The following is a 13,983-nucleotide window of genomic DNA, read 5'->3' as shown; positions in this document are numbered from 1 at the left end:
CCCGCCAGCAGAGGGCTGGAAGTGTCCACCGTGCCAGGCTGGTTCCGGGGATACAACGCGACCGCCCCACAATCCTCCTTCCGAGGGACCTCGGGAGGTCTCGGCAGTGAGCTGGAGACAGAACCGCAGCCGGGTCGCCGTACGGGCGCATGCCACCTCCGGCGGCAACTGCCCCAACACTGCTGCCTTCTTCCCGCGGGGCGCAGCTGTCCGCTTCCGTGAGCACGCCCTTGACCTCGGTGTCCCCGCCCATGCCGTTTGTCGAGCCACAGGCTGCGCACACCGGCCAGAACATCTCCCTTCCCGCGATGTACTGGCCGCCGCCGGCCCCGCCCCGAAGTCAGTGCTGCTGACCGCCATGCCGTACATGGAGCGGCACGCGCAGGCCACCTGCCGCAGACATTCGGCCCACCGTCTCGAAACTCCAAAGCAGGTGGGCGCGTTGAGCGGATCCCACGCCGTGCTCCATTACGAGAAGTGGACGCTCCAACCGGACCGGGAACCGGACGCGGAGCCCGTCACGTACGCCATGCGGTGCGCGGGGTGCGAGGACGCCTCGCCCGCCACCGAAGAGTACGCAGACGGCCAGAGCTGGGCGTTTCAGCACGTCGGCCGCAGCCCCTCCCACCACACCTTCCGGGAGATCGTCAACCGTCCTTGGCGCCGGGATGCACCACGGCTGATGCGGCACCTGCTTTCTGGAGGACCTCGCCTTGAGCAGGCCCGGCCCAACGGAGCACTTCGATGATCACGGCGAAGCCTCGGGTGCTGACGGCCTGTGCGCCGGTCAATCGACATACGATTCGAGCGTGCCGCGGCGCCGGATGTCGAGCGTCGCGCAGTGGAACGAGCCGCCGAACGGCGCGTAGTGCAGCAGGTCGCACGGGATCGGCTCGAACCCCCATTTCTCCAGCGCGCTCAGCATGCCGGTGTGGTGCCGCTCCGCGATCACCCGCTTCTCGTCGATCATGAGGATGTTCATGCTGAGCCATCTGCCGCACATTGAGGTGACCTTCAGCAGGCGCTCGTCGACCGGGTCGGGCTCGGGAGCGATCAGGATGTCCCACGAACGCAGTACGTCGGGCAGCCGGTCGACGTCGATGTATTCGGGATTGACCAGTGCCTTGCCGGGCGAGAGCGGCATGAACGTCGTATCGATGTGCATGGGCGTGCGACAGCGGCTCTCGATCTCGTGGATGCGATAGCCGGAGCCGAGATGGCGGCGCAGCCAGTCGATGCCCATCTGATTGGTGACATTGCTGCGCGTAACGAACAAGTCGCGGCCCGCACGTACGAAATCCGCCGCGTCAAACACCGGCTCGAACTCGGTCAGGATGTAGCGCATGGGCTCGCCGGCCTCGGGGACACGGAAATCTGCCTTGAACAGTGCGTCCGTGAGCTGCGGTTTCGGCGCCGCCGTCCAGCGCGCGCCGCGCCGGAAGTAGTCCTTGAGCAGCGCGCGGTAGGCATGGGTCTCGAAATACCGGCACGGCCAGGCCATCGGGGTCTCGATGATCTCGTCGCCGATCACGAGCATGCTGTCACGCGGACAGGTATTGCAGAACCCGCGCGACGACCAGTCGGGGGTGCCGAGACGTCGCCTGTGGTCGACGGCGTCCGGGCGCCTGACCGTGATGCCGAGGGACTGCAGGAGAGCGATGAACCCATCGAGTTCATGCTGCGCCCTTTCGGTCAGCATGCGCGGATACGCGAATCCGGCGGCAAGGCCCTGCAGCCGCGCCGCCCACCGCGGGAGGTTGCAGGCCACGACGGGATGGCTGGAGGGGATCGTCGCGCCGTCGAGACGCCCGACGATGACCTCCTCCAGCGGGTCCCACTCGTTGTGTGAACTGACCGGCGAGACGAGTGATTCCGCGGCGCCGGCAGGGGTAACTGATGGCGCCGACATCACGCGCAGCCCGCAGCCCGCAGTTGGGCGTCGTGGTCAGCAGCCACCGCCGGCATCCCGGGTCTCTGCACCATCTGCATGCTCAGGCGCCTTCGACCACAGGATTCGGTAAACCGCCCCGTCCAAGGCCCCCACCGCGCACGCCAGAACGGCTCGATACGAGTCCGGGTCATGTTGACGGCTCCCCTCCGATATCAGAATCCTATGGACCGTCGCCGAGAACATCACGCCCGTCGGCAACAACGGCCGCGCTGGTCATCCTGCATGGCCTTCCCGGGCCTGCTTCCGCTCCTGGCCCGGCTCGGGTGGAGCGTGCCGCACGCGTCCGGCACGTCCGGGTGCGATTCGCCCGCCGGACGGCCTCCACCAGCTCGGAATCGGTCATCCGCGAGCGGCCGGGGCCCCAGGCGCCTGGCTACGCCGTACAGGTGCTGCTTTAACGCCTGCTCATCGACGCCTTCACGGGTGCGTGCCCGTTCCTGCCGCGACCTGGCCGACCGCGGGCCGGACAGGGCCGCGCATCCCTGCTCCGTGCGTTCCCAGGGGTTGCCCACCTTTTCGAAGGAGTGCTGGAGCCCGCCGAACACCACCCGGTGCGCGCGCTCGCCCTCCCCGTAGAACTCCACAGCGGAACCATGAACCTCGATCCAGGTGCGCTGGGCGTCATCCGGGGAGCGCTTCAGCATCCAGGGCAACGCCTGCCGCCCGGGCATGGACACCACCTTCCTCCGCGCGATGAGGAAAGTGCGGGTGCCCGTTCAACGCGCGGGGAAACCGCGTCCACGGCGCGATGATGACACTGCCGGACAGTGGGTCGTCGCTATCTCAGGACGGTCACGATCGCCTCTCGGCAGCAATCACGCGTCAGATCGGGAATGCCCCGGTCATACGGGACTTAGAACTCCTCACAAGATGACGAGTTGTGGGGCAGTGGTCGGCCTCAACAGCCGCCATCGCGAGCAAAGAGTTACGCCGTCGCGCTGGATGGTCGGCCGCCGGTCAACGTCCGCCAAGCAAAGGGAATCCCCCACATACGTATTCGCCACACCATCGGCGCCGTCCTCGGCGCACTCGCTCTCGTCGTGGCCGTGCCGACCTCGTCCTTCTGGAACGCTGCAAGGCGCCCTTCCGTCAGGCGGTGAAGGACGCGAAGATCGAGATTTCGGACATCAACCACGTGATTCTGGTAGGTGGTTCGACGCGGATGCCCGCGGTCAGCGAGCTGGTGAAGGAACTCACCGGGAAAGAACCGCACAAGGGCGTCAACCCCGACGAGGTCGTCGCCGTCGGTGCGGCCCTGCAGGCGGGTGTGCTCAAAGGTGAGGTGAAGGACGTCCTGCTGCTCGACGTGACCCCGCTGTCCCTGGGTATCGAGACCAAGGGCGGTGTCATGACCAAGCTGATCGAGAGGAACACGACGATTCCGACGAAGCGCTCGGAGATCTTCACCACAGCCGAGGACAACCAGCCCTCGGTGACGGTGCAGGTGTTCCAGGGCGAGCGGGAGATGGCCGCGTACAACAAGAAACTCGGCATGTTCGAGCTGACCGGCATCGCCCCCGCCCCGCGCGGCATCCCGCAGATCGAGGTCGGCTTCGACATCGACGCCAACGGGATCGTGCATGTCACGGCCAAGGACCTGGGCACGGGCAAGGAGCACAAGATGACCGTCACCGGCGGCTCCTCGCTGCCCAAGGACGACATCGACCGCATGATCCGTGAGGCCGAGCAGCACGCCGAGGAGGACCGGCGCCGCCGCGAGGCCGCCGAGACCCGCAATCAGGCCGAGCAGTTCGTCTATCAGACGGAGAAGCTCCTCACCGACAGCGCCGACAAGGTCCCCGCCGAGGCGAGGAGCGAGACGGAGAGTGCGCTCGCAGACCTCAAGGAGCGGCTGAAAGGCGAGGACACCGCGGCCATCCGGCAGGCCGTGGACCGAGCCGCGAGCGCGGCTCAGAAGATCGGCAGCGCCTTGTACGAGCAGTCGCGTACCGCTGACGCGGCCCAGGGCCAGGCCGCGGCGAGCGGTGACGGCCAGGCCGTTGACGAAGACGTGGTGGACGCAGAGATCGTCGACAACGACTCTGCCGAGGCGGGTTCGCGATGACCAGGACGCACAGCCCGTACACCGAGCTACGTCGCGAACTGGACGAACGCACCGCCGATCTGAAGCGGGTCAAGGCCGAGTACGACAACTACCGCAAGCGAGTACGGCGTGACCGCATGGCGGTCCGCGAGATCGCGACCGCCAACGTACTGCGGCAACTGCTGCCGGTCCTCGACGCCGTGGACCGCGCCTGTCGGCACGAGGCGATGACACCAGGCCTGCGGGACATCGTCGACACCCTGCGAACCCAGCTCGGAGCGCTGGGAATCGCGGCGTTCGGCGAGCCGGGGGACGCGTTCGATCCGACGCTCCACGAGGCGATCACCCATCACATCGAGCAGGACGCCCCCCCGTCTGACGTGCGCCGAGGTCCTGTGCCCCGGATACCGCCTGGGAGAGCGGATGCTGCGCCCGGCCCATGTCACGGTCAGCGGTCCGCCTCCGCCTCCGGGCGGCATCACGGAAGACGAGGTGTGCGCCGAGACCGGAGCGTGAGGCCATGGACGACCTGACAACGGACATCCGCCGTATCGGATCCTCGATGACCGTCACGGTGTCCGGCGACCTGGATGTGAAGACCGCACCGGTGTTCTGTGCCCAGTTGCTGTGCGCCCTGGACTCGGGGGAACCGGTCGGCACGCTGGTCATCGATCTCGACGACCTCGGGTCCATGGACGCGGCCGGATTCGACGCGCTCGCCGCGCTGAGCCGGGCCGCGAGGCGCCGGGGCGTGGCCGTGACACTGGCCGTTCGCGAGGACCGGGCCAGCAGCAAGGTACGGGCCACCCCACTCGCGCGCCTCGTCACCTGGATTTCCGGCACGGACACTCCGTGGCCCGAAGCGGATGAAAGTGTGTCAACTCCACCGCCGGGTGTACCGGCGCAGCGTGGGACCGGGCGCGCCGGTTCGGACCCGTCCTGAGGGGATACCGGCCGGGTGAGAGGGAAACTGGGCGCCCAGGTGGCTGGGGAGCGCAATGACACCCGTACGGCCACGTGAGGACACGGAGGAGACGTCAGATGCTGTTCGGGAAAGAGCATGTCGAGCGCTACCAGGAGACCGACGGCGTGGAAGGGCACGACTGGCAGACCACCACGGTGCTGATCCTGACGACGATCGGCCGCAAGAGCGGCGAGCAGCGCAGCACGCCGCTGATCTACCAGCCCTACGGTGACGCGGTGCTCGTGGTGGCCTCCAACGGTGGCGCGGACGCGCCGCCCCTGTGGTACCGCAACCTGGAGGCGAACCCGGAGGTCCAGGTGCAGGTGAAGGCCGACCGCTACACCGCCCGTGCGCGCACCGCGGGGCCGGACGAGAAGCCGGACATGTGGCGGACCATGGTCGCCACCTGGCCGGCCTACGAGGACTACCAGCGCAAGACCGACCGGGAGATTCCGGTGGTGGTCCTGGACCGCGTCTGAGACACGCGAACCGTGCGAGCCCCCGGCAGCCGCGGCCGCAGGACCCCCTCCCGTTCAGCGCCGCGCGGCCTCGCGCCTGGGAAGGTGCGCCGCTGTCCTGCCCGTCAGACGGCGCTGAGCGGATGGGCCGCCGTGGCGGAGCGCGGAGGCCAGGCGCGCGGGGCCAGGATGCCGAGGACATAGGCGCGGGCGACGAGGGCCGGGCGGGTCGCCGCGCCCAGGAGTTGCCGCAGGCGGCTGAGGTGGTAGTCGACCGTCTGCCGGGACAACTGCAGCGAGGTGGCGATGTCGCCGTTGCTGCTGCCCTCCGCCAGGAGGGAGAGGATGCGGACCTGCGCGGCGGTGAGCGATGTATGCGCCTCGTGGGCGAGGCTCTGGTGGGTGACGACGGCCCAGACGTGCCGGGCCCGGGTGGTGGAGTGGCCGATCGACGTCAGGTTCAGCTGCGCGCGGCGCTGCAGTCCTTGGGCGTCCACGAGCACCGCGGATATCTCCACCCGTCTGGTGCGGCGCGCTATTAAGCCGTTCCAACGCCGGTGCAGCCGATCGAGGTCGGGTTCCGGCGCGAGCAGGGTGTGCGCGCGGCGGCCGACCAGGTCGTGCGGGCTGAGCCGGAACAGTTCGGCCGCCGCCGCGCTCGCCTCGACCACCCGCCCGTTCGCCGAGAGCAGCGCGCATGGAAGGCCGCTGTGGTCGCGCAGGGCCTGCAGGTTCTCCTCGGCCTCCTGCCACTGGAGCGTGGCGCGCAGGTGGTCCGTGACGTCCACGTAGATCCCGGCGACGCAGGCCTGCGCGTTCTCCCGTACGGGGAAGCGGTGGCCCACCGCCCGGCCCGCGCTACCGTCCTGGCGCCGGTAGCCGAGGGTGTGGCGTACCGGCGCACCCCGGCTGAGGATCTCCTGGTCGAGGGCGCGGAACTGGTCGGCGTCGGCGGGCTCGTCGAGGTCTTCTATGTACTTGCCGACGACGTGGTCCGGGGCCGTGCCGTACAGGTGCGCGTAGGCGTGGTTGGCCCACAGGTAGCGTCCGTCGCTGTCCCGTATGAAGGCGGCGGCCGGGGCGAGGTCCACCAGGTCCGCGAAGACCGCGTATCTGCGCGGGGCCTCGGTGCGGGCATCGACCTCCACCGCGAGGCCGCGCGTACGGCTGTGGGTCCGGCTCTCGCTCAGGAGCAGGCTGACGTCGAAGGTGCGGCCGTCGAACCGGATCTGCCGGCGGCCCTCCTGCGGCGAGTGCCCCGGTGCGGGGAGTTCCTGGCGCAGCCCGGCCAAGAAGCGCCGCGCCGTGCCCGTGTCGGTGAAGGCGCCGCCTCCCGTTTCCAGCACCTGCCACCTCTCGTCGGCTTCCCACCAGAACACGGGAAGGTGCTCGAGCAGTGCCTTGAGGCTGGAATCGTCCACAGCGGTCTCCGTCCGTATACGACTGGCTGACGCTCAGTCACATGGCGTTGGATATCCCGCCCTCACTGCGCACATGCCCGGTTCTCGGCCGAGTGCCACCGCACCGCGAGCGGCGGCAGAGGCGGCGGCGCGCCGGGACTCAGGCAAATGCCTGAGCCTCGGGCGTCCACGGTGGCGCCGCGGGCGTCTGCGGCCTGGTCCCCTTGAGTGAGCGGGTGACCACGCCCCGCCACGTGGGCCGCAGAGCCCCCGGACGCACCACACATTCCCCCGCATACGGCGATCCGTTGAAACCGGACGATTGGAGACGAAGTTCAGTGAGCAAGGTGCTGTTAGTGCATGCCAAGGGTGGTCCGCCGCTCGGTCACGTCCTGTCCCGGACGGCCGCGAAGGCACAGGTGCACCTGCTGGCGCTCAGCGCTCTTCCTCCCGCCGTGGCAGGCTCCGCCCAAAGACTGTGCGCCTCGGTCGTGACGCCTGCCGACGCGCACCGCCGCGACCTGGTGTCCCTCATCGTCGCGCGGGCCGAGGCCGTGGGCGCGGACGCGGTGCTCACCTTCTCCGAGTACGCGGTCGTGGCCGTCGCCGAGGCGTGCGAGACGCTCGGTCTCGCGGGGGCGGGCAGTGCCTCCGCGCTCGCCCGCGACAAGCGGCTGATGCGGCGCACCTGGCAGCAACACGGGCTGCCGCAGCCCGAGTTCCGGCCCGTCGGCACGGAGGCCGATCTGCACGCGGCGGCCCGCTCCCTGCCCGGCCCGCTGCTGCTCAAGGCGGCCTGGAGCGCCGGGTCCACCGCGCACCAGATCATCCGCTCCCCGCACGAGGTGCCGGCCGCCTGGGCCCGTTCCCGCGACGTGATGGCCGAATCGGCGCAGCTGGGCTACGCGGAGCTGCATGTGGCCGAGGCCGACGCGGACTACGTGGTCGAGCAGATCGTCACCGGCACCGCGTCGGACTGGTTCGACGAGCCCGGCTGGGGCGACTACGTCAGTGTCGAGGGCGTCGTGACCAACGGCACCTTCCACCCGGTCTGCCTCAGCGGCCGGATGCCCACGGTCCAGCCGTTCACCGAACGCGCGAGCATCACCCCCGCCCTGCTGGCCCAGGACGCCCAGGACCGGATCGTGGACCTGGCCCGTCGCGCGGTCGACGCCCTCGGCCTGCGCGACTGCGGGACCCACACCGAGATCAAGCTCGGTGCCGACGGCAGCATGTGGCTGATCGAGACGGCCGCCCGGTTCGGCGGCGCGATGACCGTGCCGCAGATCGAGGAGGTCTTCGGGCTCGACCTCGTCGGCATGCTCGTCGACCACCTCCTCGCACGTCCGGTCGAGTGGCCCGAGCGGGCCCTCACCCCGGCGCAGGCGCGCGGCGCGGCAGGCTCCCTCGTCGTCCTCGCGGTCGACGGCCGCGGCCGGGCCTGGCCGGACCGCAAGGTCTGGGACTTCCCCGCCGTATCGGCGGACATCCCCCTCAGCCGGGGCAGCCGCCTGTCGGTGGTCGCGGAGAGTTCGCTCCCTGACGGCAGTGTCGTGCCGGTGTACGACCCCGCCGCCGGGGCCAACACCATGGCGGCCCTGTGCCTGCTCTCGGCCGCCGACGCGCGGACCGTGCTCCACGACTTCGAGACCCTGGTGGACACCCTGCCCCGGGTGCTGCCCGCCGCTCAGCCCGAGGAGGTTTCGGCATGACCGCCCCGCTGCTCACCGGTGCCGCCGAACCGGCCACGGACCGCACGGTCGTCGGCGAGAACCTCTCCCTGCCGCTCTTTCGCACCCTCTCCGGGGTCCTGGCGGGACACCCGTACCTCAAGGTCGTCGTCGACCGTGCCGAGAACACCTGGCACCTGCTCGACACCGCCGCGCACCCCTTCCACGTCAACTACATCGCCACCCGCATCCTGGGCATGGACCTGACCGCGCTCGACGCGGACCTCGACGCCTTCAACGCCTCCGTCTACATGGACCCCGGACGCCGTTTCCTGCTCGGTGTGCTGTCCCTGCACACCGACGAGGACCCGGACGGCCGCGAACGCACGTTCCTCGTCCTGGAGACGACCGAGGCCGACACCATGCACGGCGAACTCCTCGCGTTCTTCTACGAGTTCGTACGAGCACGGGTCGACGGCAGGCTGCCGCTGCTGCTCAAGCCCGCCAACCACGGGCAGGAGGAGGAGCTGGCGGCCGTCAGCACACTGCGCGTGCCGCGCATCCTGGGCCACGAGCTCTTCGGTTCCCGGGCCCGGACACCGCTCAACCCCGGCGAGGCCACCGGACGGCTGCGGTTCTTCCGTACGCACGAGGAGTACGCGGCGGCGGAGGCCGGGCTCGGCTGGGCGGACATCGTGGCCATGCCCTGCCTGCCCGACGACGTGCCCCGGGTCGCCGGATTCCTCAACACCGCGCCGATCACCCCCCTCTCCCACACCAACGTCCTCGCCTCCGGCTGGGGCATACCCAACGCGATCGTGCGCGACCTGGAACAGCTCGTCGAGAAGGACAGCCTGGACGGGGCATGGGTCCGCTACCGGGTCCGCGAGGACGAGATATCCCTCAAGCGGCTCGACCACGAACCCGACCTGCGGGCTCCGGCCTGGCACCAGCAGCGCATACGCCTCGAACCGCCACTGCTCGAAGACGTCCCCGTGCTGGCCCTGCACCGGCTGCGCAGCGCCGACCGCGACCGCTACGGCACCAAGGCGGCCAACCTCGGCGAGCTGCACCACGTACTCGACAGCCGTACGGCCGACCTGACCGCCTTCTACGGGCGGCCCCGCCCGCCGCGCGAGGACCTCTACGGGCACCTCGCGGCCCGCCTCGGCCTGCACGCGCCCTCCACGGCCGAATTACGTGCCGGTGCCGCCGACTTCGTGGCCACAACGGTCGGCGCCCCCGAAGGCGTCGCGCTCCCCTTCGCGCTCCAGCAGCACTTCCTGGCCTCCTCCCCCGCCCTCCAGCAGGGCATCGGCAAGCTCAAGATGGCCCTCGAACTCGACGCCACCGACGTCCTGGACTCGCTCTGCCTGCAACTCCAGCACCTGATCCGGAACACGCCCGTACCCGAAGCGGTCACCCGGCAGATCAGCCAGGCCTTTCCCGCCCCCGCCGGCTCGCGCGGCCGCCTGGTGGTGCGCTCCTCGTCCAACGCCGAGGACCTGCCCGGGTTCTCCGCGGCGGGCCTCTACGACTCCGTCACCACCGTCCACGGCACCGGTGAACTCCTGGACGCCGTACGCCAGGTGTGGGCCTCGCTGCTCTCGCCCCGCAGCGTGCGCCTCCGTCACCAGGTCGGCATCTCCCTGGACGACACCTACATGGGCGTCATCGTCCAGGAGTACGTGCCCGCCTCGCTCGGCGGCGTTCTGGTGACCTGCGACCCGACCCGCCGCGAGGACTTCCGCAACGTCTACCTCAACTGTTCCCCCGGCTCCCCGGAGCAGGTGGTCGACGGTTCGGTCCTGCCGCAGCAGTACCTGTACAACACCGTGGAGGGCGGCGGCCGTACCGTCGCCCTGGGCTCCTGGGGCGACGGGCTGTCCGCTGCCGCCCGCGCCCGGCTCGCCGACCTGTGCCTGACCGGGCGGCTCTTGCAGTCCCACTTCAGCGGGTCCGACGTGGACCGGCCGTTGGACATCGAGTGGCTGATGACCGACCGGGGCGACTTCAGGCTGGTCCAGATCCGCCCGTACGCGCTGTGAGGGCGCGCGCCGGCCGGCGGGGAACGGGCACCGGCCCGACAGCCACCGCCCGCCGGATCATCCGCCTCAACTACGGCTTCCAGCTGCTGTTCAACCTGCTGTGGTGGATGCCGGTGTTCTACGCCTACCAGAAGGCGGCCGGGCTCTCGGACGGGCAGATCTTCGGTATCCAGAGCATCTACTACGTTGCCTTCTGCCTGTTCGAGATCCCGACCGGGCTGATCGCCGACCGGATCGGCACCCGCAACTGCCTGCGGGCCGGAGCGGTGGTCATGACGGCGGCGAACCTGACTCCGGTGGTCAGTGCCTCCTACACCGGCTTCCTCGTCCACTTCCTGGCCATCGCCGCTGGCCGTTCCCTCACCTCGGGAGCGGCCAGCGCCTACCTGTACGACGGTCTGCGCGCCGAGAAGTGCGACGAGCACTACCTGCGGGCGGAGGGCACCGCCCGGGCGCTGGGGCTGGTGGCGAAGGTCGTGTGCTGGCCGCTGGTCGGGCCCCTGATGGCCGTGGCACATCCGACCCCGTACGTGCTCAGCGCCACCAGCGCGGCGGGCTCCCTCGCCTGCGCCGTCGCGCTGCCCCGCCTCGCGGGGGCGGGCGGCAGGACGGGCAAGACGGTCCCAGGGCGCGGGGGCGGTGCGTTCCTGCGGGACGCGGGCGCCGCGCTGCGCTGTGTCGCCTCCTCGCGATGGCTGGCCCTGGTGATGGTGCAGGGCGTGGCGATCTTCACGCTCTCCCGGATCGGCCAGGTCAACCTCTTCCAGCCGATCCTGCTGGACCACGGCATCGCGGAAGCCTCGCACGGCAGTGTGATGGCGGCGATGACGGTGGCGGAGGCGGTGGGATCGGCCCGCCCGCAGTGGCTGAGCCGCCGCCTGTCACCGGTCGCCTGGGTCTCGATCCTCAGCCTCGCGCTGGCGGGCAGCCTGGCGGCCATGACGCTCGGCGGGCCGTGGGCCACCGTCGCACTGCTCTGCCTGTTCGCCGCCGCGGCCGGCTTCGCCTACCCCGTCCAACGCAAGCTGGTGAACGACGCGGTGCCCGCGCACGCCCCGCGCGCCACGCTGCTCTCCGTCGAGAGCATCGTGGATCGCGCGGTGTGCGCACTGGCCGCGATCGCCGCGGGCGCCTATCTCGCCGCCGGGCGCCTGGACGCCTTGCTGTGGCACAGCGCGCTCGCCACGGCGGTGCTGCTCGGGATCTTCCAAGTCTTCCAACTGCTGCTGCGCGGCGGGGTGGTCAAGCGGGAGAGCGCCGGCCAAGGAGTTCCACCAGCCGGACCGGGAGAAACGCCGGCCGGTGCGGCCGACCGACCTGATACGGCACGAAGCCGAGCGAGGAAGCCGCTGTGACCTCCTCGGCCGTCTCCGCCTGATAGACGACTCGGCAGCGGCCCGAACCGGCCTTCGCCCGCTGCCACAGGGCGGGGGCCGGTTTGCGTTCCGCCTCGGTACGCGGGGTCAGGACGCGGTCGCCGAAGTCCTTCCAGGCGAAGGGCGCGGGCCCGCGCCATGTGGCGTCGACCTCCTGCCGCAGCCTGGCGGCGCGCTCGGCGTCGGTCGTGCCCCAGGAGGAGGGCACATTGGTGATCAGGCCGACGGGAATGCGGCGTGCACGCAAAGCACGCAGATAGGAGGCCGCGCCGGGTTGATAGCCGGTGCTGCCGTCGTCGGCGGTGTGCACAAGGGTCTCGCCCAGGTCGAAGTACACGATGGGGCAGGCCCGTTCACGCGCGGCGGCCGCCGCTGTCGTGACGGCGCTCGCGTCCTCGGGCGGCGCCGCGCTCGCCGTGGCGCAGAGCACGGTCGACACCAGGGCCGCACTCAGCGCGAGGCTTGCCCGCACGGCGCCCTTGGAGGCGGATCTGTTCATACGTCGTCGCCCTTTCCTCGTGCACACCGGTCCACCGCGCCCTACCCCCGCACACCGCGTACCACCCGTGTCTCGCGTGGCCTTCCTCGGAGTTCACCACACGGGCCGCCCGTGGAACCCGCGGTGGCCGACTCCCCCTCTTCCCCGCCGGCCAGCGGGGCCCTCGCCGAGGCCGGGTCGGTGGGGCGCTGGAGTTCGGCGAGAACCGTACCGGAACCGCCGGCGCACGCTGATGATCTCGGTGTGCCGCTCGGGATGCGCCCAGCCCTTCGCGTACAGCCACCGTGTACCGGGGCGCCGGGCAACTGGCTCTAGGTCCGCGAGTTCGGCCCGTTCCCGGCGCGCCAGGCGGGAGCGGAGCAGAACGGCGTGCGATGGCTCGTTCAGGTCCAGGCGCAAGGTCCGGTCCGCGCCGCGCAGCTCGATGCGTGCGGGGCAGTGCCGGCGCTCCCGCCACGCCTTCAGCCCCGCTAGGAACGCCCCCCGCAACTACCTGGCTTTTCCCGGCGCCGCCGCAGCTCTGTGCCACTGCGGGCGATACGTCCGAACGGTGGCCTACGGGTCGAGAAGGGTGTCGAGCACCACCTGATACGCCGCAGCCCGGAAGTCGTCGGCGCGCGCACGGCGTTGGCGGGGCGTCATGGTGGCCAGGTGAGGGCGGGAGGCGCAGTTGCGCTCCCAGCGGCCGCAGAAGGCGAGCGGCTGCTGATACCCGGATCGCGGCCTTCTCCAGTGCCCGCGGGAGCGTGGACTGCAAGCGTGCGACCGTCTCGCGGCGCGCCGTGAACCTCCAGGCTGCGGGTGTCCTCAGGTCGTGCACGAACCTGGACGCGGTGGAGGGCGGCGAAGCGTTGGTGAGCGCGCATGCGGGCGCTGCTCTCATGGGCCGAAACACAGCATGGCGACGCATGCCGCTGCTCCTAGCACGGCGCCCAGGAGGACTTGCTCCCGTGTGTGGACGCGCAGATGCAGGCGGGACCAGCCGATGGCTGCGACGAGAAGGTACAGCAGGGCCCAGCCGGGGCCCAGGTGAAGGGTAAGGAGCGTGACGCTGGCGGCTGCCGCGCTGGTGTGCAGGGAGACATTGCTGGCCCAGGTGCATGCGAGCAGGAGGGCTGCCAGCAGCGGGGCCGTGCTTCCCAGCGCCAGCAGCGGAGCGGGAGCCCCCAGGCGCCTGCAGATCAGCCATACGACCGCTGCGGCGACGGCGCTCGCAGCCAGGAGCATCAGCCGGTGCCTGCGCTGACAGGGAACGGGGGCGGGCCACCATCCCAGGCGTACCCCGGCGCAGGCCAGGGCCGCGCACAGCAGCGCCCAGGAACCGCTGCCGCACAGCCCCCACAGAAGGCCGTCGTAGTGGGGCCAGGTGGCACGCCAGCTGACCGCGCTGCCGGCTGCGACCGGCAAGACGGGAGGAGAGAAGTACAGGCTCAGCCGCCGCGCCAGTCTCGTTCGGCCGGATTCCACGATGATCACCGTCACGACAGGTAAACGAGACGGCCCTTGCTTAGTTCATGGTCAAAACCGCGCCCCAGCCGGCCGTCGTGCACCCTGCGGCACGGCACCCCGGGCC

At 70.4% G+C, this 13,983-nt stretch carries 12 protein-coding genes and 1 pseudogene; 8 read left to right on the top strand and 5 right to left on the bottom strand.

What is annotated here, in order from left to right; genetic code table 11:
• Positions 1 to 358: 358 nt before the first annotated feature.
• Positions 359 to 748 (top strand): DUF7848 domain-containing protein, encoded by a 390-nt coding sequence (locus AC4IJH_RS04760; protein ID WP_490850378.1) that lies wholly within the window; start codon positions 359 to 361, stop codon positions 746 to 748.
• 39 nt (positions 749 to 787) lie between these two features.
• Here the strand turns inward: AC4IJH_RS04760 and AC4IJH_RS04755 are convergent, their stop codons facing one another.
• Entirely contained in the window at positions 788 to 1,909 is a 1,122-nt protein-coding gene (locus AC4IJH_RS04755; protein WP_490850224.1) for an amidinotransferase, read from the bottom strand.
• Between the two features lie 224 nt (positions 1,910 to 2,133).
• Positions 2,134 to 2,595 carry a ChaB family protein gene (locus AC4IJH_RS04750; RefSeq protein ID WP_490850377.1) on the bottom strand — a complete coding sequence of 154 codons (462 nt, stop codon included), beginning with the start codon at positions 2,593 to 2,595 and terminating at the stop codon, positions 2,134 to 2,136.
• 413 nt (positions 2,596 to 3,008) lie between these two features.
• On the opposite strand from AC4IJH_RS04750, the pseudogene AC4IJH_RS04745 reads away from it, so the two are divergent.
• The 4 genes and pseudogenes from AC4IJH_RS04745 to AC4IJH_RS04730 form a co-directional block, all read left to right on the top strand.
• A pseudogene (locus AC4IJH_RS04745) lies at positions 3,009 to 4,016 on the top strand (Hsp70 family protein); the annotation flags it as partial.
• Positions 4,013 to 4,528, top strand: a complete 516-nt coding sequence (grpE, locus tag AC4IJH_RS04740; protein ID WP_490850223.1) for a nucleotide exchange factor GrpE — start codon at positions 4,013 to 4,015, stop codon at positions 4,526 to 4,528. The pseudogene AC4IJH_RS04745 and the gene grpE, both read left to right, overlap by 4 nt.
• Positions 4,516 to 4,938 (top strand): STAS domain-containing protein, encoded by a 423-nt coding sequence (locus AC4IJH_RS04735; protein ID WP_490850222.1) that lies wholly within the window; start codon positions 4,516 to 4,518, stop codon positions 4,936 to 4,938. The genes grpE and AC4IJH_RS04735 overlap by 13 nt, the downstream gene beginning before the upstream one ends.
• 98 nt (positions 4,939 to 5,036) lie before the next feature.
• Positions 5,037 to 5,438, top strand: a complete 402-nt coding sequence (locus tag AC4IJH_RS04730; RefSeq protein ID WP_490850221.1) for a nitroreductase family deazaflavin-dependent oxidoreductase — start codon at positions 5,037 to 5,039, stop codon at positions 5,436 to 5,438.
• A gap of 104 nt (positions 5,439 to 5,542) precedes the next feature.
• On the opposite strand, the gene AC4IJH_RS04725 is transcribed toward AC4IJH_RS04730, so the two are convergent.
• Positions 5,543 to 6,838 (bottom strand): PAS domain S-box protein, encoded by a 1,296-nt coding sequence (locus AC4IJH_RS04725; RefSeq protein ID WP_490850220.1) that lies wholly within the window; start codon positions 6,836 to 6,838, stop codon positions 5,543 to 5,545.
• Positions 6,839 to 7,164: 326 nt separating this feature from the next.
• On the opposite strand from AC4IJH_RS04725, the gene AC4IJH_RS04720 reads away from it, so the two are divergent.
• From AC4IJH_RS04720 to AC4IJH_RS04710, 3 genes are read left to right on the top strand one after another with little or no spacing between them, the layout of a single operon-like run.
• Complete coding sequence (locus tag AC4IJH_RS04720; protein ID WP_490850219.1) at positions 7,165 to 8,529, top strand: ATP-grasp domain-containing protein; 1,365 nt, start codon at positions 7,165 to 7,167, stop codon at positions 8,527 to 8,529.
• Positions 8,526 to 10,535, top strand: coding sequence for a PEP/pyruvate-binding domain-containing protein (locus AC4IJH_RS04715; protein ID WP_490850218.1), 2,010 nt, complete (start codon positions 8,526 to 8,528; stop codon positions 10,533 to 10,535). The genes AC4IJH_RS04720 and AC4IJH_RS04715 overlap by 4 nt, the downstream gene beginning before the upstream one ends.
• The gene (locus tag AC4IJH_RS04710) at positions 10,532 to 11,890 is read left to right on the top strand and encodes an MFS transporter (protein WP_490850217.1); all 1,359 of its coding nucleotides are present in this window, start codon (positions 10,532 to 10,534) and stop codon (positions 11,888 to 11,890) included. The genes AC4IJH_RS04715 and AC4IJH_RS04710 overlap by 4 nt, the downstream gene beginning before the upstream one ends.
• Here AC4IJH_RS04710 and AC4IJH_RS04705 read toward each other — a convergent pair.
• Complete coding sequence (locus AC4IJH_RS04705; RefSeq protein WP_490850216.1) at positions 11,778 to 12,410, bottom strand: HAD family hydrolase; 633 nt, start codon at positions 12,408 to 12,410, stop codon at positions 11,778 to 11,780. The two genes, AC4IJH_RS04710 and AC4IJH_RS04705, sit on opposite strands and share 113 nt — an antisense overlap.
• Positions 12,411 to 13,289: 879 nt before the next feature.
• Entirely contained in the window at positions 13,290 to 13,817 is a 528-nt protein-coding gene (locus tag AC4IJH_RS04700) for a phosphatase PAP2 family protein (protein WP_490850215.1), read from the bottom strand.
• Between the last annotated feature and the right edge of the window lie 166 nt (positions 13,818 to 13,983).

Source organism: Streptomyces sp. UF-297, from assembly GCF_058245575.1.
This window is presented reverse-complemented; position numbering and strand designations above follow the sequence as displayed.